The organism is Aquibaculum arenosum (assembly GCF_029222965.1).
In the GTDB taxonomy this organism is placed as follows: Bacteria; Pseudomonadota; Alphaproteobacteria; order Kiloniellales; family DSM-21159; genus Aquibaculum; species Aquibaculum arenosum.
On record NZ_JARHUD010000011.1, the window covers coordinates 1 to 16861 of the forward strand.

Annotated in this window: 33 protein-coding genes; all 33 read left to right on the top strand. The window is 64.4% G+C overall.

All coding sequences use genetic code 11. The features are described from left to right. Positions 1-265, top strand: a 265-nt coding sequence (locus P2G67_RS14780) for an EF-Tu C-terminal domain-related protein (RefSeq protein ID WP_496196324.1), incomplete at its 5' end; no start/stop codon positions are given. 73 nt (positions 266-338) lie between these two features. Then, the gene (gene rpsJ / locus P2G67_RS14785; RefSeq protein ID WP_275824027.1) at positions 339-653 is read left to right on the top strand and encodes a 30S ribosomal protein S10; all 315 of its coding nucleotides are present in this window, start codon (positions 339-341) and stop codon (positions 651-653) included. Positions 654-658: 5 nt separating this feature from the next. Then, on the top strand, positions 659-1390 hold the full coding sequence (gene rplC / locus P2G67_RS14790) for a 50S ribosomal protein L3 (protein WP_275824028.1): 732 nt from the start codon (positions 659-661) through the stop codon (positions 1388-1390). A gap of 2 nt (positions 1391-1392) precedes the next feature. After that, the gene (gene rplD / locus P2G67_RS14795; protein ID WP_275824029.1) at positions 1393-2013 is read left to right on the top strand and encodes a 50S ribosomal protein L4; all 621 of its coding nucleotides are present in this window, start codon (positions 1393-1395) and stop codon (positions 2011-2013) included. Continuing rightward, the gene (locus tag P2G67_RS14800) at positions 2010-2342 is read left to right on the top strand and encodes a 50S ribosomal protein L23 (RefSeq protein WP_275824030.1); all 333 of its coding nucleotides are present in this window, start codon (positions 2010-2012) and stop codon (positions 2340-2342) included. The genes rplD and P2G67_RS14800 overlap by 4 nt, the downstream gene beginning before the upstream one ends. A gap of 4 nt (positions 2343-2346) precedes the next feature. Continuing rightward, complete coding sequence (gene rplB / locus P2G67_RS14805) at positions 2347-3177, top strand: 50S ribosomal protein L2 (RefSeq protein WP_275824031.1); 831 nt, start codon at positions 2347-2349, stop codon at positions 3175-3177. Between the two features lie 12 nt (positions 3178-3189). Beyond that, positions 3190-3468 (top strand): 30S ribosomal protein S19, encoded by a 279-nt coding sequence (gene rpsS, locus P2G67_RS14810; protein ID WP_275824032.1) that lies wholly within the window; start codon positions 3190-3192, stop codon positions 3466-3468. Between the two features lie 3 nt (positions 3469-3471). After that, positions 3472-3852, top strand: coding sequence for a 50S ribosomal protein L22 (gene rplV, locus P2G67_RS14815; protein ID WP_275824033.1), 381 nt, complete (start codon positions 3472-3474; stop codon positions 3850-3852). A gap of 1 nt (position 3853) precedes the next feature. Continuing rightward, positions 3854-4549, top strand: a complete 696-nt coding sequence (gene rpsC / locus P2G67_RS14820) for a 30S ribosomal protein S3 (RefSeq protein ID WP_275824034.1) — start codon at positions 3854-3856, stop codon at positions 4547-4549. Between the two features lie 40 nt (positions 4550-4589). Further along, positions 4590-5009 carry a 50S ribosomal protein L16 gene (rplP, locus tag P2G67_RS14825; RefSeq protein ID WP_275824035.1) on the top strand — a complete coding sequence of 140 codons (420 nt, stop codon included), beginning with the start codon at positions 4590-4592 and terminating at the stop codon, positions 5007-5009. 4 nt (positions 5010-5013) lie between these two features. After that, a complete protein-coding gene (rpmC, locus tag P2G67_RS14830; protein ID WP_275824036.1) occupies positions 5014-5214 on the top strand; it encodes a 50S ribosomal protein L29 in 201 nt (66 codons plus the stop codon). Positions 5215-5226: 12 nt separating this feature from the next. Beyond that, positions 5227-5484, top strand: coding sequence for a 30S ribosomal protein S17 (gene rpsQ / locus P2G67_RS14835; RefSeq protein WP_275824037.1), 258 nt, complete (start codon positions 5227-5229; stop codon positions 5482-5484). Positions 5485-5496: 12 nt separating this feature from the next. Then, the gene (rplN, locus tag P2G67_RS14840; protein ID WP_275824038.1) at positions 5497-5865 is read left to right on the top strand and encodes a 50S ribosomal protein L14; all 369 of its coding nucleotides are present in this window, start codon (positions 5497-5499) and stop codon (positions 5863-5865) included. Then, positions 5865-6185, top strand: a complete 321-nt coding sequence (gene rplX, locus P2G67_RS14845; RefSeq protein WP_275824039.1) for a 50S ribosomal protein L24 — start codon at positions 5865-5867, stop codon at positions 6183-6185. Before rplN ends, rplX begins: the two co-directional genes overlap by 1 nt. A gap of 17 nt (positions 6186-6202) precedes the next feature. Further along, positions 6203-6745 (top strand): 50S ribosomal protein L5, encoded by a 543-nt coding sequence (gene rplE, locus P2G67_RS14850; protein ID WP_322099723.1) that lies wholly within the window; start codon positions 6203-6205, stop codon positions 6743-6745. A 19-nt stretch (positions 6746-6764) separates the two neighbouring features. Further along, positions 6765-7070 (top strand): 30S ribosomal protein S14, encoded by a 306-nt coding sequence (gene rpsN / locus P2G67_RS14855; protein WP_275824041.1) that lies wholly within the window; start codon positions 6765-6767, stop codon positions 7068-7070. 13 nt (positions 7071-7083) lie between these two features. Beyond that, positions 7084-7482: a 30S ribosomal protein S8 gene (gene rpsH, locus P2G67_RS14860; RefSeq protein WP_275824042.1), complete on the top strand. Its 399-nt coding sequence runs from the start codon at positions 7084-7086 to the stop codon at positions 7480-7482. A 14-nt stretch (positions 7483-7496) separates the two neighbouring features. Beyond that, positions 7497-8030: a 50S ribosomal protein L6 gene (gene rplF, locus P2G67_RS14865; RefSeq protein ID WP_275824043.1), complete on the top strand. Its 534-nt coding sequence runs from the start codon at positions 7497-7499 to the stop codon at positions 8028-8030. Then, positions 8030-8392 carry a 50S ribosomal protein L18 gene (gene rplR, locus P2G67_RS14870; protein WP_275824044.1) on the top strand — a complete coding sequence of 121 codons (363 nt, stop codon included), beginning with the start codon at positions 8030-8032 and terminating at the stop codon, positions 8390-8392. Before rplF ends, rplR begins: the two co-directional genes overlap by 1 nt. 20 nt (positions 8393-8412) lie before the next feature. After that, positions 8413-8976, top strand: coding sequence for a 30S ribosomal protein S5 (gene rpsE / locus P2G67_RS14875; RefSeq protein WP_275824045.1), 564 nt, complete (start codon positions 8413-8415; stop codon positions 8974-8976). A 6-nt stretch (positions 8977-8982) separates the two neighbouring features. Continuing rightward, a complete protein-coding gene (gene rpmD, locus P2G67_RS14880; protein ID WP_275824046.1) occupies positions 8983-9168 on the top strand; it encodes a 50S ribosomal protein L30 in 186 nt (61 codons plus the stop codon). Between the two features lie 65 nt (positions 9169-9233). Further along, a complete protein-coding gene (rplO, locus tag P2G67_RS14885) occupies positions 9234-9731 on the top strand; it encodes a 50S ribosomal protein L15 (protein ID WP_275824048.1) in 498 nt (165 codons plus the stop codon). A 41-nt stretch (positions 9732-9772) separates the two neighbouring features. Then, entirely contained in the window at positions 9773-11116 is a 1344-nt protein-coding gene (gene secY / locus P2G67_RS14890) for a preprotein translocase subunit SecY (RefSeq protein WP_275824049.1), read from the top strand. Further along, positions 11113-11715: an adenylate kinase gene (locus P2G67_RS14895; protein ID WP_275824050.1), complete on the top strand. Its 603-nt coding sequence runs from the start codon at positions 11113-11115 to the stop codon at positions 11713-11715. Before secY ends, P2G67_RS14895 begins: the two co-directional genes overlap by 4 nt. A gap of 142 nt (positions 11716-11857) precedes the next feature. Next, positions 11858-12235 (top strand): 30S ribosomal protein S13, encoded by a 378-nt coding sequence (gene rpsM / locus P2G67_RS14900; RefSeq protein ID WP_275824051.1) that lies wholly within the window; start codon positions 11858-11860, stop codon positions 12233-12235. A 15-nt stretch (positions 12236-12250) separates the two neighbouring features. Further along, positions 12251-12643, top strand: coding sequence for a 30S ribosomal protein S11 (rpsK, locus tag P2G67_RS14905; protein ID WP_275824052.1), 393 nt, complete (start codon positions 12251-12253; stop codon positions 12641-12643). A 162-nt stretch (positions 12644-12805) separates the two neighbouring features. Beyond that, complete coding sequence (locus tag P2G67_RS14910) at positions 12806-13822, top strand: DNA-directed RNA polymerase subunit alpha (protein WP_275824053.1); 1017 nt, start codon at positions 12806-12808, stop codon at positions 13820-13822. A 143-nt stretch (positions 13823-13965) separates the two neighbouring features. Further along, positions 13966-14388 carry a 50S ribosomal protein L17 gene (rplQ, locus tag P2G67_RS14915; protein ID WP_275824054.1) on the top strand — a complete coding sequence of 141 codons (423 nt, stop codon included), beginning with the start codon at positions 13966-13968 and terminating at the stop codon, positions 14386-14388. Between the two features lie 137 nt (positions 14389-14525). Next, positions 14526-14942 carry a hypothetical protein gene (locus P2G67_RS14920; RefSeq protein WP_275824055.1) on the top strand — a complete coding sequence of 139 codons (417 nt, stop codon included), beginning with the start codon at positions 14526-14528 and terminating at the stop codon, positions 14940-14942. Positions 14943-14993: 51 nt separating this feature from the next. Next, positions 14994-15758 (top strand): SDR family NAD(P)-dependent oxidoreductase, encoded by a 765-nt coding sequence (locus P2G67_RS14925; protein WP_275824056.1) that lies wholly within the window; start codon positions 14994-14996, stop codon positions 15756-15758. Further along, positions 15758-16039 carry an acylphosphatase gene (locus tag P2G67_RS14930; protein ID WP_275824057.1) on the top strand — a complete coding sequence of 94 codons (282 nt, stop codon included), beginning with the start codon at positions 15758-15760 and terminating at the stop codon, positions 16037-16039. Before P2G67_RS14925 ends, P2G67_RS14930 begins: the two co-directional genes overlap by 1 nt. Positions 16040-16046: 7 nt before the next feature. After that, complete coding sequence (locus P2G67_RS14935; RefSeq protein ID WP_275824058.1) at positions 16047-16532, top strand: NUDIX domain-containing protein; 486 nt, start codon at positions 16047-16049, stop codon at positions 16530-16532. Continuing rightward, entirely contained in the window at positions 16519-16851 is a 333-nt protein-coding gene (locus P2G67_RS14940; RefSeq protein WP_322099724.1) for an ArsR/SmtB family transcription factor, read from the top strand. The genes P2G67_RS14935 and P2G67_RS14940 overlap by 14 nt, the downstream gene beginning before the upstream one ends. Positions 16852-16861: the final 10 nt, after the last annotated feature.

The window sequence follows — 16861 nt, forward strand, 5'->3', positions numbered from 1 at the left end:
CGAAGCCTACATCCTGACCAAGGACGAGGGCGGTCGCCACACGCCGTTCTTCACGAACTATCGTCCGCAGTTCTATTTCCGGACGACGGACGTGACGGGCGTGATCAGCCTGCCGGAAGGCACTGAGATGGTGATGCCGGGGGATAACGTCTCGATGGACGTGGAGCTGATCGCCCCGATCGCCATGGACGAGGGGCTGCGCTTCGCCATCCGCGAAGGTGGCCGCACCGTCGGTGCCGGCGTCGTCGCCTCCATCACCGAGTAACCAGGGACCAGTCTCGTACGGTCCGGCGGCATTTTGCTGCTGGACCGTCGGGTTCCCAAGCGAGCGCTGAACAATGGATCATCAAAACATTCGCATCCGCCTGAAGGCGTTCGATCACCGGGTTCTGGACCAGTCCACCGGCGAGATCGTGAACACGGCGAGGCGAACGGGCGCCCAGGTGCGCGGACCGATTCCGCTGCCCACCCGCATTGAGCGTTTCACTGTGCTGCGCTCGCCACACATCGACAAGAAGAGCCGCGAGCAGTTCGAAATGCGGACGCACAAGCGGCTCCTGGACATTGTCGACCCCACTCCGCAGACCGTCGATGCTTTGATGAAGCTCGATCTGGCCTCCGGTGTGGACGTCGAGATTAAGTTGAAGGGATGACCCCAATGCGCACGGGCTTGATTGCGCAGAAACTCGGGATGACCCGGGTGTTCAAGGAGGATGGGACCCACGTGCCGGTCACCGTTCTCAAAGTGGACGCCTGCCAGGTTGTCGCGGTGCGCACTGCGGAAAAAGACGGCTACACGGCGCTGCAGCTTGGCGTCGGCGCGGCGAAGCCGAATCGTGTCTCCAAGCCGGAGCGAGAGCGCTTTGCCAAGGCGAAGGTGGCGCCGAAGAAGAAGCTCGCCGAGTTCCGGGTCTCCCCGGATGCGACGCTGGACGTGGGCAGCGAGCTGTCTGTCGCCCACTTCGTGGCCGGTCAGAAGGTTGACGTGACGGCATCGTCCGTCGGTAAGGGCTTCGCCGGCGCCATGAAGCGCTGGGGTTTCGGTGGCTTGCGGGCCAGCCATGGCGTGTCGGTCTCTCACCGCGCCCACGGCTCAACCGGTAACAACCAGGATCCCGGCAAGGTCTTCAAGGGCAAGAAGATGGCCGGCCACATGGGCGATCGTCGCGTGACCACCCAGAACCTGGAAGTGGTTTCGACCGACGAGGCGCGTGGCCTGATCATGGTGCGCGGCGCGGTGCCGGGTGCCGAGGGCGGCTGGGTGCTGGTGCGCGATGCGGTCAAGGCGAAGCTGCCGGAGGATCTTCCCTTCCCGGCCGCGTTGATGCAGGCCGCCGGTCAGGCGGAGGCCGCCGAAGCGGCGCCGGCCGATAACGAGAAGGAGCAGTGACCATGAAGCTCAAGGTCACAACGCTCGACAACGCCGAAAGCGGTGAGATCGAACTGGCCGACGAGGTCTTCGGTGTTGCCGTGCGGCGGGACATCCTGGCCCGCGTGGTCAACTGGCAGCTGGCGAAGCGCCGCGCCGGGACCCACAAGACCAAGTCCCGCGGCGAGGTGACGGGTACCTCCAAGAAGGCCTATCGCCAGAAGGGCACCGGTCGGGCGCGTCGGGGTAACCTGAAGACCAACATCATGCGCAGCGGTGGCACCGTGCATGGGCCCACGCCGCGTGATCACAGCCACGACCTGACCAAGAAGTTCCGGCAGCTCGGTCTGAAGACCGCGCTCTCGGCCAAGGCGGCCGACGGCAAGCTGGCGGTGCTGGATGCGGCCAAGGTCGACAGCCACAAGACCGGTGAGTTGGCCAAGCGGCTGCAGGCGCTGGGTTGGGGCAATGCGCTGATCATCGACGGGCCGGAAATGGACGAGTTGTTCCAGCGTGCCGTGCGCAACCTGTCTGGCATCGATGTGCTGCCGCAGCAGGGTGCCAACGTTTACGACATCCTGCGTCGCGACCAGCTCGTGCTGACCCGCAACGCCGTCGAAGCGCTGGAGGCGCGACTCAAATGAGCAGAGCACGGTCCCGCAAGAAGATCGAGGTGCGCCTCTCTGAGGAGCGCAAGCTGGAGATGATCCGGCGTCCGATCATCACCGAGAAGACCACCTTGATGGGCGAGCACAACCAGGTTGCCTTCCAGGTGCCGCTCGATGCGACCAAGCCCGAGATCAAGGCTGCGGTCGAAGGCGTTTTCTCGGTAAAGGTCAAGGCGGTCAACACGCTGATCGCCAAGGGCAAGACGAAGCGCTTCCGCGGCCGTCCGGGCCGCCGCGCGGACATCAAGAAAGCGATGGTGACGCTGGAAGAGGGTCACTCCATCGACGTGACGACGGGGATCTGAAGCGATGGCGTTGAAGACCTATAATCCGGTGACGCCGGGCCAGCGCCAGCTGGTGCAGGTAGACCGTTCGGCACTGTGGAAGGGCAAGCCGGTCAAGAAGCTGACCGAAGGCCTGACCAAGTCCGGCGGCCGCAACAATCATGGGCGGATCACCGCCCGGCGGATTGGTGGCGGTCACAAGCGGACCTACCGCATCGTCGACTTCAAGCGGCGCAAGTGGGACGTTCCGGCGACGGTTGAGCGACTGGAATACGATCCCAACCGCACCGCCTTCATTGCGCTGCTGCGCTACGAAGACGGCGAGCAGGCCTACATTCTGGCTCCTCAGCGCCTGGGCGTTGGCGACAAGGTCATCGCCAGCGAGAAGGTCGACGTGAAGCCGGGCAATGCGATGCCGCTGAAGTCGGTTCCGGTGGGCACGATCGTGCACAACGTTGAGCTGAAGCCGGCCAAGGGTGGGCAGATTGCTCGCGCCGCCGGGGCCTACGTCCAGCTCGTTGGCCGCGACCAGGGTTATGCCCTGTTGCGTCTGGCTTCGGGCGAGGTGCGCATGGTGCGCCAGGAGTGCATGGCGACCATCGGTGCGGTCTCCAACCCGGATCAGACCAACGTCAAGCTCGGTAAGGCCGGTCGTCAGCGCTGGCTGGGCAAGCGCCCCTCGGTGCGTGGCGTGGCCATGAACCCGATCGATCACCCGCATGGCGGTGGTGAAGGTCGCACCTCCGGCGGTCGCCATCCGGTGACCCCCTGGGGCCAGCCGACCAAGGGCCGCAAGACCCGCCAAAACAAGAAGACCGACGCGCTCATCGTGCGGCGTCGGCACGCGAAGAAGTAAGGAGCCGCGAAGATGGCGCGTTCTGTCTGGAAGGGCCCCTTCGTCGACGGCTTTCTGCTGAAGAAGGCGGAAGCGGTACGGGGCTCGGGACGAAACGAGATTATCAGGACCTGGTCGCGGCGCTCGACCATCATGCCGCAGTTCGTCGGCCTGACGTTTGGCGTCTACAATGGTCAGAAGTTCCTGCCGGTCCTGGTGACCGAGCACATGGTGGGTCACAAGTTCGGTGAGTTTGCGCCGACTCGGACCTTCTACGGCCACACGGCCGACAAGAAGGCGAAGCGGAGATAAGCGATGGGCAAGCCTAAGAGAGAGCGGAGCTTGGCGGACAACGAGGCGATGGCCTCGGCCAGCATGCTGCGCACCAGCCCGCAGAAGCTGAACCTTGTGGCGGCCATGATCCGCGGCAAGGCGGCGGACAAGGCGCTGGCGGAGCTGACCTTCTCCAAGCGTCGCATCGCACAGGACGTCAGGAAGGTCCTGCAGTCCGCGATCGCGAATGCTGAGAACAATCATCAGCTCGACGTCGACCGGCTCTATGTCGCCGAGGCGACGGTGGGCAAGGCGCTGACGATGAAGCGCTTCCGGCCCCGCGCCCGCGGTCGTGTCGGCAAGATCATCAAGCCTTGGAGCCGTCTGCGCCTGGTGGTTCGCGAGCGCGAGGAGACCGTTTAACATGGGTCACAAAGTCAATCCGATCGGCCTGCGCCTCGGCATCAACCGTACCTGGGACTCGCGGTGGTTCGCCGACAAGGACTATGGGACGCTGCTGCACGACGATCTTAAGCTGCGCGAGTTCCTCTCCAAGCGGCTAAAGCAGGCAGGCGTGTCGCGGGTCGTGATCGAGCGGCCGGCCAAGCGGGCGCGCGTGACCATTCACACTGCACGGCCGGGGGTTGTTATTGGCAAGAAGGGCGCCGATATTGAGCGCCTGCGCCAGGACCTCGCCCGGATGACCGGCGGGGACGTGAGCCTCAACATCGTCGAAATCCGCAAGCCCGAGGTCGACGCCCAGCTGGTGGCCGATAACATCGCCCAGCAGCTCGAGCGCCGTGTCGCCTTCCGCCGCGCCATGAAGCGCGCCGTGCAGAATGCGATGCGCCTGGGTGCCCAGGGCATCCGGATCAACTGCAGCGGCCGTCTCGGCGGCGCCGAGATCGCGCGGCTCGAGTGGTACCGCGAAGGCCGCGTGCCTTTGCACACCCTGCGCGCTGACATCGACTACGGCGAGGCCACGGGTCACACGACCTACGGCACCTGCGGTGTGAAGGTGTGGATCTTCAAGGGCGAAGTCATGGCCCACGATCCCATGGCACAGGACAAGCGTATGGCGGAAGCGCAGCCGGGAAGCTCCGGCGGCGGGCGCCAGTAAGGGCCGAACGGTCGGTCTATCAGGTTAGGGAACGGGAACGATGTTGTCTCCGAAGCGGACCAAGTACCGCAAGCAGCACAAGGGCCGGATCAAGGGCATGGCCAAGGGGGGCACCGAGCTCAACTTCGGTGCCTATGGTCTGAAGGCCACGACTCCGGGTCGGGTTTCGGCCCGCCAGATTGAGGCCGCGCGCCGGGCAATCACCCGCCACATGCGCCGCGTTGGCAAGCTGTGGATCCGCATCTTCCCGGACGTGCCGGTCTCTCAGAAGCCGCAGGAAGTGCGCATGGGCTCCGGCAAGGGTTCCCCGGAATGGTGGGCCGCGCGGGTCAAGCCCGGTCGCATCATGTTCGAACTCGATGGCGTGAGCCGCGAGATGGCTGAGCAGGCCTTCATTCTGGCCGCAGCGAAGCTGCCGGTGCAGACGCGCTTCGTCACCCGTATCGGCGAGGAGGGCTGACGCCATGAAGGTCGTCGATTTGCGGGCGAAGACGTCCGACCAGTTGAAGGACGAGCTGCTCAAGCTGCGGCGGGAATCGTTCAATTTGCGCTTCCAGCAGGCCAGCGGCCAGCTCGAGAATACTGCGCGTGTGCGCCAGGTGCGCCGCGACATCGCGCGTATCAAGACAGTTCTGCGCGATAAGACCGCGCAGAGCGCCCAGTAGGAGTAAGGTTCCATGCCGCGTCGCATGCTGCAGGGTGTCGTCGTGTCGAACAAAGGCGACAAGTCGGCCACCGTTCTCGTGGAGCGGCGGGTGATGCACCCGCTGTACAAGAAGTTTATCCGCTTGTCGAAGAAGTACCATGTCCACGATGAGCAGAATCGCTGCCGCGAAGGCGACGTGGTGCGGATCGTGGAGTGTCGCCCGATTTCCAAGACCAAGCGCTGGACGCTGGTTGAGGAAAACGGTGCTGCCGCTTCGACGCAGGCTTAAGGAGCGCGCGCCATGATCCAGATGCAAACCAATCTCGATGTGGCCGATAACTCCGGCGCGCGCCGTGTCCAGTGCATTAAAGTACTGGGCGGCAGCAACCGGCGCACGGCCGGGATCGGCGATGTGATTGTCGTGTCCGTCAAGGAAGCCATTCCGCGCGGACGCGTTAAAAAGGGCGATGTGCTGCGGGCCGTGATCGTACGCACCGCCAAGGATATCCGCCGCGACGACGGAACGGTGATTCGTTTCGACCGAAACGCCGCGGTGTTGATCAACAAGCAGGGTGAGCCGGTCGGAACCCGTATTTTCGGCCCGGTTACCCGCGAATTGCGCGCCAAGAAGTTCATGAAGATCATCTCCTTGGCGCCTGAGGTGTTGTAATGGCGAAGCAGATGAAGATCCGCAAAGGCGACCGGGTGGTCGTCCTGACCGGAAAAGACAAGGGCCGAAGCGGCGAAGTGTTGCGGGCGATTCCGAAAGAAGATCGCGTCGTGGTGCAGGGCGTAAACATGGTGACAAAGCACCAGCGTCCCACGGCGAGCAACCAGGGCGGCATCATGCAGATCGAAGCCCCGATCCACGTTTCCAACGTGGCGATGGCCGATCCGCGCGACGGTGCTCCGACCCGCATCGGTGTCAAGATTGACGGTGAGCGCAAGCTGCGCGTGGCCCGTCGCTCCGGCGAAGTGATCGACAGATAATGGGCGAGGCAATGAACATGACAGCCCGCTTCAAGGAGCGCTACGAAAGCGCGGTGAAGCCGAGCATGACCGAGGCGTTCGGCTACAAGAACGCGATGCAGATTCCGCGCCTGGACAAGATTGTCATCAACATGGGCGTGGGTCAGGCGGTCGCCGACAGCAAGAAGCTCAACACCGCTGTCGAGGAGCTGGGACTCATCACGGGTCAGCGTCCGGTGGTAACCCGCGCCAAGCGGTCGATCGCCGGCTTCAAGCTGCGCCAGGGCATGGCCATTGGCTGCAAGGTGACGCTGCGCGGCGAGCGGATGTACGAGTTCCTCGACCGCCTGGTGACCATTGCGCTGCCGCGGGTGCGCGACTTCCGGGGGCTGAACCCCAAGTCCTTCGACGGGCATGGCAACTATGCCATGGGCCTGAAGGAGCAGCTGGTTTTCCCCGAAATCGACTATGACCGGATCGACGAGGTCCGGGGCATGGACATCATCATCTGCACGACGGCGAAGACGGACGCGGAAGCGTTCACGTTGTTGAAGCAGTTCGACATGCCCTTCCGGAACTGACGGGCGCGAGGATTGAACGATGGCTAAGAAGAGCTCTGTCGAGACAAACAAGAATCGCGCACGGCTGGTGAAGCGTTATGCCGCCAAGCGTGCCGCGTTGAAGGCCCAGGCGACCGACCGGACGCTGCCGCCGGAGGAGCGCTTTCAGGCGTACCTCCAGCTGGCCGCGCTGCCGCGAAATTCGGCCAAGAACCGCCTGCGCAATCGCTGTGAGCTGACGGGGCGTCCCCGCGGCTACTATCGCAAGCTGCGCTTGTCGCGCATCGCCCTGAGGGAACTCGCTTCCCATGGGCAGATCCCCGGCATGACCAAAGCGAGCTGGTAAGGAGTACGACGGCATGTCGATGAGCGATCCCCTCGGGGATATGCTGACCCGGATCCGCAACGGTCAGCAGGCGGGCAAGACCCAGATCACCGCCCCGGCCTCCAAGCTGCGCTTCAATGTGCTGGAGGTTCTTAAGCGGGAAGGTTACATTCGCGACTATCGCACGGAGAAGGATGCGAAAGGTTTCGACCAGCTTGTGGTCGAGCTCAAGTATCACGACGGCACCCCCGTTATCCGTGAGATCGCGCGGGTCTCCCGTCCCGGTCGCCGGGTTTATTCGAAGATCAAGGAGCTGCCGCGCTTCTACAACGGCCTCGGCATCATGATCCTGTCGACCCCGCGCGGGGTGATGGCGGACCATGAGGCGCGCGCGGCCAACGTAGGCGGTGAAGTTCTCTGCCGCGTGTTCTGAGGGAGTTTTCGGTTATGTCGCGAGTGGGCAAGAACCCGGTGGCCGTTCCCGACGGCGTCGACGTCAAGATCGACGGCGTGCTGGTGACGGCCAAGGGCAAGCTGGGCGAACTGCAGTACCGGGCGACCGAAGACGTGCAGATCGCTATGGAAGACGGCAAGGTGACGGTTACGCCGGCCAACGAGGGCAAGCGGGCCCGGGCCATGTGGGGCACGGCACGTGCGCGCATCCAGAACATGGTGCGCGGTGTGTCCGAGGGCTTCAAGCGTGACCTGGAGATCACCGGCGTTGGTTACCGCGCGGCGGTACAGGGCTCGACCCTGAACCTGCAGCTCGGCTACAGCCATGATATCAACTATCCGATCCCCGAGGGTCTGAAGGTGGTCTGCGAGCGGCAGAGCGCCATTTCGATCTCCGGCGCGGACAAGCAGCTCGTCGGCCAGTTCGCGGCCGAGGTGCGCGGCATGCGTGCTCCGGAACCCTACAAGGGCAAGGGCGTCCGCTATTCGGACGAGCAGATCATCCGCAAGGAAGGCAAGAAGAAGTAATGCTCACCGCCCGGCAAAAGCTGCGGAATCGCGCCATTCGGGTGCGCAGCGATCTCCGCCGCAAGTCGAATGGTCGGCCGCGACTGTCGGTTTTCCGTTCGAGCAAGCACATCTACGCCCAGGTGATCGACGACGCCAAGGGTGCCACGCTGGTGGCAGCTTCGACGATCGATCCGGATCTGAAGGGCAAGTTGAAGTCCGGCGCGGACACCGCGGCCGCTGCCGAGGTGGGCAAGCTCATTGCCGAGCGTGCGAAGCAGGCGGGCGTTGCCGAGGTGGTGTTCGACCGCGGCGGCTACATTTACCACGGTCGGGTCAAGGCTCTCGCCGAAGCGGCGCGCGAAGCCGGCCTGTCGTTCTGAGCGTATAGGGACAGCGAAGCATGGCACGTCCGCAGAGAGAAGACCGGTCCCCGCGTGATCGCGAGGATTCGGAAATCGTCGACAAGCTGGTCGGCATCAACCGCGTGGCCAAGGTGGTCAAGGGTGGCCGCCGGTTCGGCTTTGCCGCTCTGGTCGTCGTCGGCGATCAGCGGGGCCGGGTCGGCTTCGGCCACGGCAAGGCCCGCGAGGTGCCTGAGGCGATCCGCAAGGCCACGGAGTCGGCCAAGCGCGGCATGCGTCGTGTGCCCCTGCGCGAAGGTCGCACGCTGCATCATGACATCGACGGTCACTTCGGGGCCGGCAAGGTCGTGTTGCGCGCGGCACCGGCAGGTACCGGCATCATCGCCGGTGGCCCGATGCGCGCCATCTTCGAGTGCCTCGGGGTGCAGGACGTGGTCGCTAAGTCGCTGGGCACGCAGAACCCCTACAACATGATCCGCGCGACCTTCGATGCGCTCACCCGCGTGCAGAGCCCGCGGATGGTGGCACAGCGTCGCGGCCGTAAGGTCAGCGACATCCTCGGCCGGCGCGAAGACAGCGCCGGCGCGGCTGGCACGGAGTAAGGGTCGATGAGCGATAAAGCCACCGTCATCGTACAGCAGGTGCGCAGCCCGCGTGGCCGCACGCAGGATCAGCGCGCCACGCTGCAAGGCCTCGGCCTGGGCAAGATCAACCGCGTGCGCGAGCTGGAAGATACGCCAGCCGTGCGCGGGATGATCAACAAGGTCGCGCACCTGGTCAAAGTCGTGGAGTGATTTTCCGGCTCGCTTAGGCGAACCGGACCGGCGCTGCCGGCGCCGCGGTCAAAGGATGTGATGAGATGAAGCTGAATGAGCTGAGCGACAACCCCGGTGCGCGCCGGGCGCGCAAGCGCCTTGGGCGCGGCATCGGTTCCGGCCTGGGCAAGACCTCGGGCAAGGGCCACAAGGGCCAGAAGGCCCGGCGCGGCGTCGCCATCAAGGGCTTCGAAGGTGGCCAGATGCCGCTACATCGGCGTTTGCCGAAGCGGGGTTTCAACAATATTTTCCGTCGCGACTATGTTGAGGTGAGCCTGCGTCGCTTGCAGGCGGCCATCGAATCCGGCAAGCTGAATGCCAGCAAGCCGATCGATGCGGAGACCATGCGCGCTGCCGGTCTGTTCAAGCAGACCCGTGACGGCGTTCGTTTGCTCGGCGGCGGGGAACTCAGCAGCAAGGTCGAGATCACCGTGGCCGGCGCCACCAAGGGTGCGGTCGAGGCCGTGGAGAAGGCTGGCGGCAAGGTTACTGTGGTCGCGCCGAAGCCGGCTGCCGCGGACAGCGCCGCCGCGAGCGAATGACGATCCGTCACCAACGGGACGTTCCCGGGAAGGCCTGAGGTATGGCATCCGCCGCCGAACAGCTCGCCGCAAACGTGAATTTCGGCGCCTTTTCCAAGGCGACCGAGCTGAAGAAGCGCATCTGGTTCACACTGGGTGCGCTCATCATCTACCGGCTGGGCAGCTACATCCCGGTGCCGGGGGTCGATCCGATGATTCTGGATCAGATCTTCGAGCAGCATTCCGGCGGTGTGCTGGGCGTGTTCGACATGTTCGCCGGCGGCGCGCTGGGGCGCATGACGATCTTCGCTCTTTCGATCATGCCCTACATCTCCGCCTCCATCATCATGCAGCTGATGACGGCGGTCTCGCCGACGCTCAGCCAGCTGAAAAAGGAAGGCGAAAGCGGCCGGAAGAGGATCAATCAGTACACCCGCTACTTCACGGTGGTGCTGGCGGCCTTCCAGTCTTACGGCATGGCGGTTGGCCTGGAGGCGATGCAGGGCCCCGGCGGCTCGGCGGTCATCGATCCGGGCATGTTGTTCCGGATCACCACGGTCATTACGTTGACCGGCGGCACCATGTTCCTGCTGTGGCTGGGCGAACAGATCACGGCCCGCGGTGTCGGCAACGGCATCTCGCTGATCATCTTCGCTGGCATCGTCGCCAACCTGCCCATGGCGCTGGCCTCGACGCTGGAACTGGGACGCACGGGCGCGCTTTCGACGCTGTTCATCCTCTTCTTGCTGGCGATGGCTGTTGGCGTGATCGCCTTTATCGTCTTCATGGAGCGGGCACAGCGCCGCCTGATCGTGCAGTATCCCAAGCGTCAGCAGGGCAATCGCATGATGCAGGGCGAATCCTCGCATCTGCCCCTGAAGCTCAACCCCGCGGGTGTTATCCCGCCGATCTTTGCTTCCTCTTTGCTGCTCATGCCGCTGACCGTTGCCGGTTTTAGCGCCAATGAGGGGCCCGATTGGCTGATCTGGATCACGAGCAACCTGTCGCACGGCCAGCCCATCTACATGGTGCTCTACGTGGCGTTGATCGTGTTCTTCGCCTTCTTCTACACGGCCATCGTCTTCAATCCGGCCGATACGGCGGATAATCTCAAGAAGCACGGCGGCTTCATCCCGGGTATCCGGCCGGGGAAGAACACCGCCGACTACATCGACCATGTCACGACGCGGCTCGTTACCGTTGGCGCGATCTATCTGGCGGTTGTCTGCCTGATCCCTGAGATCCTGATCTCGCAGTATTCGGTGCCCTTCTATTTTGGCGGCACGAGTTTGCTGATCGTCGTCAACGTGACCATGGACACGGTGGCCCAGATCCATGCCCATCTCCTGGCGCACCAGTATGAGGGGCTGATCAAGAAGGCGAAGCTGAAGGGGAGGCGCCGGTGAATATCATCCTGCTGGGCCCGCCGGGGGCGGGCAAAGGCACCCAGGCGGCGCGTCTGGAAGAGGTTCATGGGGTCAAGCAGCTCTCAACCGGCGACATGCTGCGCGCAGCGGTCGCCTCGGGCAGCGAACTGGGCCAGCAGGCCAAGGACATCATGGATCGCGGCGCGCTGATGCCCGATGCGCTGATGATCGACATGATCTCGGAGCGCATCGAGCAGCCGGACTGCGCCAAGGGTTTTATTCTGGACGGCTTCCCGCGCACCGTGGCTCAGGCCGAGGCGCTTGATGCGCTGCTTGAGTGCAAGGGCCTGCGGCTGGATGCCGTCATCGAGATCAAGGTGGACGAAGAGGCGCTGGTCGGGCGTATCGAAAGCCGTATTGCGGAAGCGGGCGGCAACGGCACGCGCTCCGACGACAACGTGGAGACGTTGCGCAAGCGCCTCGAGGTCTATCGTCAGCAGACGGCGCCGATCCTGCCCTACTATCGGGACAAGGGGGCGCTGAAGACGGTCGACGGCATGCGTTCCATCGAAGAAGTCGCCCAGGCCATTGAGACGCTGCTCGCCGAGGCGCGCAGCACGGCAGGCTCGGGAATATGAGGTGCGGGGGCGTGATCGAGGCTTGACCGCGAAGCATCGCTCCCTATAATCCGCGCGTCCTGGCGCGGGAGGCGGTCCGGGCGTTTCGGGCTGTCTGAGTTTGAATTCGGTTATTCGGTTTTTGTCTTAAGGAGACCACGGCGTGGCACGTATCGCTGGCGTCAATATCCCGACGGGTAAGCGCGTTTCCATCGCGCTGACCTACATCCACGGGATCGGCCATACCAAGGCCAAAGATATCTGCGGGCGCGTCGGGATCCCCGACGACCGCCGGGTGCATGAGCTGACTGACGACGAGGTGGCGCGCGTTCGCGAAGCCATCGACAAGGACTTCGTCGTGGAAGGCGATCTGCGCCGCGAGGTGGCCATGAACATTAAGCGGCTCATGGATTTGGGCTGTTATCGTGGTCTGCGGCACCGCAAGGGTCTGCCGGTGCGCGGTCAGCGCACCCATACCAATGCGCGGACCCGCAAGGGCCCGGCCAAGCCGATTGCCGGTAAGAAGAAGGCTACGAAGTAAGGGGTTCCCAGAGCCATGGCCAAGGCACAAGCGGGTCGGCTTCGCCGCCGCGAGAAAAAGAACATTACGTCCGGCATCGCGCATGTTGCCGCGACCTTCAACAACACCGTGATCACCATCACCGACGTGCAGGGCAATGCCATTGCCTGGTCCACTGCGGGTGCTCAGGGTTTCAAGGGGTCGCGCAAGTCGACCCCCTATGCTGCGCAGATGGCGGCTGAGAATGCCGGCAAGAAGGCGCAGGAACACGGTATGCGCACCCTTGAGGTGAACGTGAAGGGCCCGGGCTCCGGCCGCGAATCGGCCCTGCGCGCTCTGCAGGCGGTTGGCTTCCACATCACCGCCATTCGTGATGTGACGCCGATCCCGCACAACGGTTGCCGGCCGCGCAAGCGCCGGCGCGTTTAAGGTCATCATCGCCGTCTTCCAACGGATAGGGTCCGACGCGTCGAGCGGCGCCGGCAGCCCGGGATAGGAAGACGTGCCGTAGAAGGAAAGGCGGTCCGATGCAGTTGATGCGGGGCCGTCCTTTCGCTTTCACGAAACCAGCTCGAATTCGCGAGGCAAACCGTGTTGCATAAAAATTGGACCGACCTGATCAAGCCGAACAAGCTGGATAGCCGGCCCGGCACCGATCCCCGGCGCCTGGCCAAGCTCGTCGCCGAACCGCTGGAGCGTGGCTTCGGCCTTACGCTGGGCAACGCGCTGCGCCGCGTGCTGCTCTCCTCCTTGCAGGGGGCGGCCGTTACCGCCATCCAGATCGATGGTGTTCTGCACGAATTTTCCTCCGTGCCGGGCGTGCGCGAGGACGTGACCGACATCGTGCTCAACGTGAAGGGTTTGGCGCTGCGCATGCACGCCGAGGGGCCGAAGCGGGTGCGCCTGCGCGCCGAAGGCCCGGGCGAAGTGACCGCCGGCCAGATCGAAAGCGGTGCCGACATCGAGGTCATGAACCCCGACCTGGTCATCTGCACCCTGGACGACGGCGCGCGCCTTGACATGGAAATGACCGTGGCGCACGGCAAGGGCTATGTCTCGGGTGCGCAAAACCGCGCCGAGGACGCGCCCATCGGCTTGATCCCGGTGGACTCCATCTTCTCGCCCGTGCGCCGGGTCTCCTACAAGGTGGAGAACACGCGTGTCGGTCAGGTGACGGACTACGACAAGCTTACCATGGAGGTGGAGACCAACGGTTCCATTTCGCCGGATGATGCGATGGCTCTGGCCGCGCGCATCCTGCAGGACCAGTTGCAGCTCTTCATCAACTTCGAGGAGCCGCAGGGCCGCGAGCTGCCGTCCGAGGAGGCCGAGCCGCCGTTTAACCGGAACCTGCTGCGCAAGGTGGACGAGCTCGAGCTCTCCGTGCGCTCGGCCAACTGCCTGAAGAACGACAACATCGTCTACATCGGCGATCTGGTGCAGAAGTCGGAGGGCGAGATGCTGCGCACCCCGAACTTCGGCCGCAAGTCGCTGAATGAGATCAAGGAGGTGTTGGCCAATATGGGCCTGCACCTCGGGATGGAGATTCCAAACTGGCCGCCGGACAACATCGAAGAGCTGTCCAAGCGGCTGGAAGAGCCCTTCTGATCTCTCGCGTTTTGGCCGGTGCCTGTACTGGGCGCCGGCCATTCTATGGGTCATGCCGACCCACCCCGACGTACCGCAGCTTGTAGGGCGCCGGGCAGACAGATCGGTCTCGCGCGCGAGACCCAGACACCAAGGAGGATGCAATGCGTCACGGAATGGCCATGCGGAAGCTGAATCGGACGAGCCAGCACCGCAAAGCGATGTTCGCCAACATGGCCCACGCGCTGATCAAGCATGAGCAGATCGTCACCACCCTGCCGAAGGCGAAGGAACTGCGCCGCATTGCCGACCGCCTGGTGACGTTGGGCAAGCGCGGCGATCTGCACGCGCGCCGGCAGGCCGCGGCCGTGCTCCGCGACAATGTTATGGTTCAGAAGCTCTTTGGTGAGCTGGCCGAGCGCTATCAGTCCCGCCCCGGCGGCTATACGCGGGTGCTCAAGGCCGGGTTCCGCCATGGCGACATGGCGCCGATGGCGGTGATCGAATTGGTCGACCGCAATCCCGACGCCAAGGGCCAGGACAGCGGCCCCACTGCCGATCGCGAGGAGGACGAGGACGAGAGCTGATCTCGCCCCTCTCCTGATGAAGATCATGCAAACCCCCGTGCCGCGCGCCCGGGGGTTTGTTGTTTCTGCCTCCCTTTGACGGCCGAAGAACAAGCCGGCTCTTGCGAGCGGTGGTGCCTTCGGGGCATAGCGAAGTCATGGAGCATCTTGATCCACCCGATCCAGTGATCTGGGATGAGCGGCGCCTCTGGTTTGAGGAGCGGCAGGCGGCCTTTGCGCAAGGCGGTACCCGTGGCCGTTTGTCGGAACAGGGCACGGCCTTGCTGCTCGATCTGCAGGCGGCTTTCTGTGCCGGGGCCTGGGCCGCGGTGGTTATTCTGGCCGGCGCCGTCGTGGAGATGCAGGCAGAAGCATCGAAGCAGGCGCGCGCCATACCGGCTCGAGATCTAGTTTGGCTGCGCGGCATGCGCAACAGCCTGCTGCACGAAGATCGGGGGCGCCCGGCGCTCACGGTGGAGGATCAGTGGGTCGGGCGCAAGGACTGGGAGCGTTACGCCCGGCGGGCGGTGGAGATTGTCTTTGCGCTCAGCTATGGGGAAAGCGACGATCGCTGAGTGACTCTGAGGAGTGGCGCCCGGCAGCGTTGGCACAGAAGGAGGTTTGGCATGGCGGAGTTACAGGGACAGGTCGCAGTGATCACCGGGGCGAGCCGTGGCATCGGCGCCGCTGCCGCCCGCGCGCTGGCGGCTGAGGGGGCTGCAGTGGCCCTGTTGGCGCGCAGTGAGGCGGCCTGCAAGGAACTGGCCGACAGCATTGTCGCTGAAGGCGGAAAGGCCGCAGCCTTTGCCTGCGACGTGACCTCGGCAAGCCAGGTCGCGGCCGCCTGTCGGGCCTTGCGCGAAGAACTGGGGCGGGTGGACATCCTGGTGAACAATGCCGGCGCCATCGAGCCCATCGGCAAGCTGGCTGACTGCGACACCGATGCCTGGATGGCCAACATCGATGTCAATCTGGGTGGTCCCTTGCGGCTGCTGCATGCCCTGCTGCCGGATATGCTGGCCGGGGGCGGAACGGTGATCAACGTGTCGAGCGGTGCGGCGCATCGGCCGATGGAGGGCTGGAGCGCTTACTGCGCCGGCAAGGCCGGGCTGGCTATGGTCACACGCAGCCTGCATCTGGAGTACGGCGAGGAGGGCCTGCGCGCCTTCGGCTTCATTCCGGGCGTGGTCGACACCGAGATGCAGGTGCTGATCCGTGGGTCCGGCATCAATGAGGTCAGTCGCCTGCCGCGCGAGAGCCTGGCCAGTCCGGAGCGTCCGGGCCGGGTGATTGCTTGGCTCTGCAAGGCGGAAGCGGATGATCTGCTGGGGCAGGAGGTCTCGATCCGCGAGGAGGAGATCCAGCGGCGGGCGGGCCTGGAGGTTGCCTGATGGCAAAGCGGCAAGTCCGGGTCGTGATTTCCGGCAAGGTCCAGGGTGTCTGGTACCGCGCCTGGACGCGCGAGCAGGCTGAGCGGCGAAGCCTCGACGGCTGGGTACGCAACCGCCGCGACGGCACGGTGGAAGCCGTCTTTTCCGGGTCGGCGGAGGCGGTGGAGTCGATGCTGACGGCCTGCCGGGCGGGGCCGGCGCGCGCGGTGGTCGACGATGTCGCGGTGAGCGCCTGGGATGAGGCGGTGGAGCCGGGATTCCGGCAGTTGCCAACGGTATGACGCACCCATGATTTTCTTCGGCGAACGCGCAAACGGGCAGGCCTATCGTTGCCGGCCCGGCGCCTACGGTCTGGCCTGGCGGGCGCGGGAGGGCTTGGTCTTGCTGGTGGAGACAGCCGATGGGCTGGAGATCCCCGGTGGGGGCATCGAGCCGGGTGAAACCGCCGAGGTGGCTTTGGCCCGGGAGTTTCTCGAGGAGACCGGTCATCGGGTGCAGCGCAGTCGCGCGCTCTTCGGCTTGCGCCAGTATCTGACGCGACCGCTGTCGGGAAAGTACTACGACAAGCACTGCACCTTCTTCGCTGTCGCCGTGGCGAAAGCGGGCGCGCCGCTGGAGGCGGGGCATCGCCCCTTCTGGTGTGCGCCGGCTCAGGCGAGGGGCCGGATGGCCGAGGAATGCCAGGAGTGGCTGCTGGAATGCCTAATGGATTCGCAGCGACATCAATTCGACATTTCCAGAATGATTGTTGATTCCCTGCATGAGGCGAACTAACCTAGCAGTCATGGAACTGGATTATGCCGCCCTGTGCCTGGAGAAGCTGGGCAATCCCACCCGGCTGCAGGTGTTCCGTCTGCTGGTGCGGGCGGGGCACGAAGGCTTGCCGGTGGGGGAGATCCAGGCCCAGTTGGGCGTACCTGCCTCGACCCTGTCGCACCATCTGGCGCAGTTGATGCAGGCCGAGCTGATCGCCCAGCAGCGTGAAGGCCGGGTGCTGCGATGTACCGCAAACTTCATGCTGATGGAGCGCCTGCTGGGCTATCTCACGGAAGAATGCTGCCGGGGGATCTCGACCACCCGCGTGGCAGAGTAAGCCCTTTTTT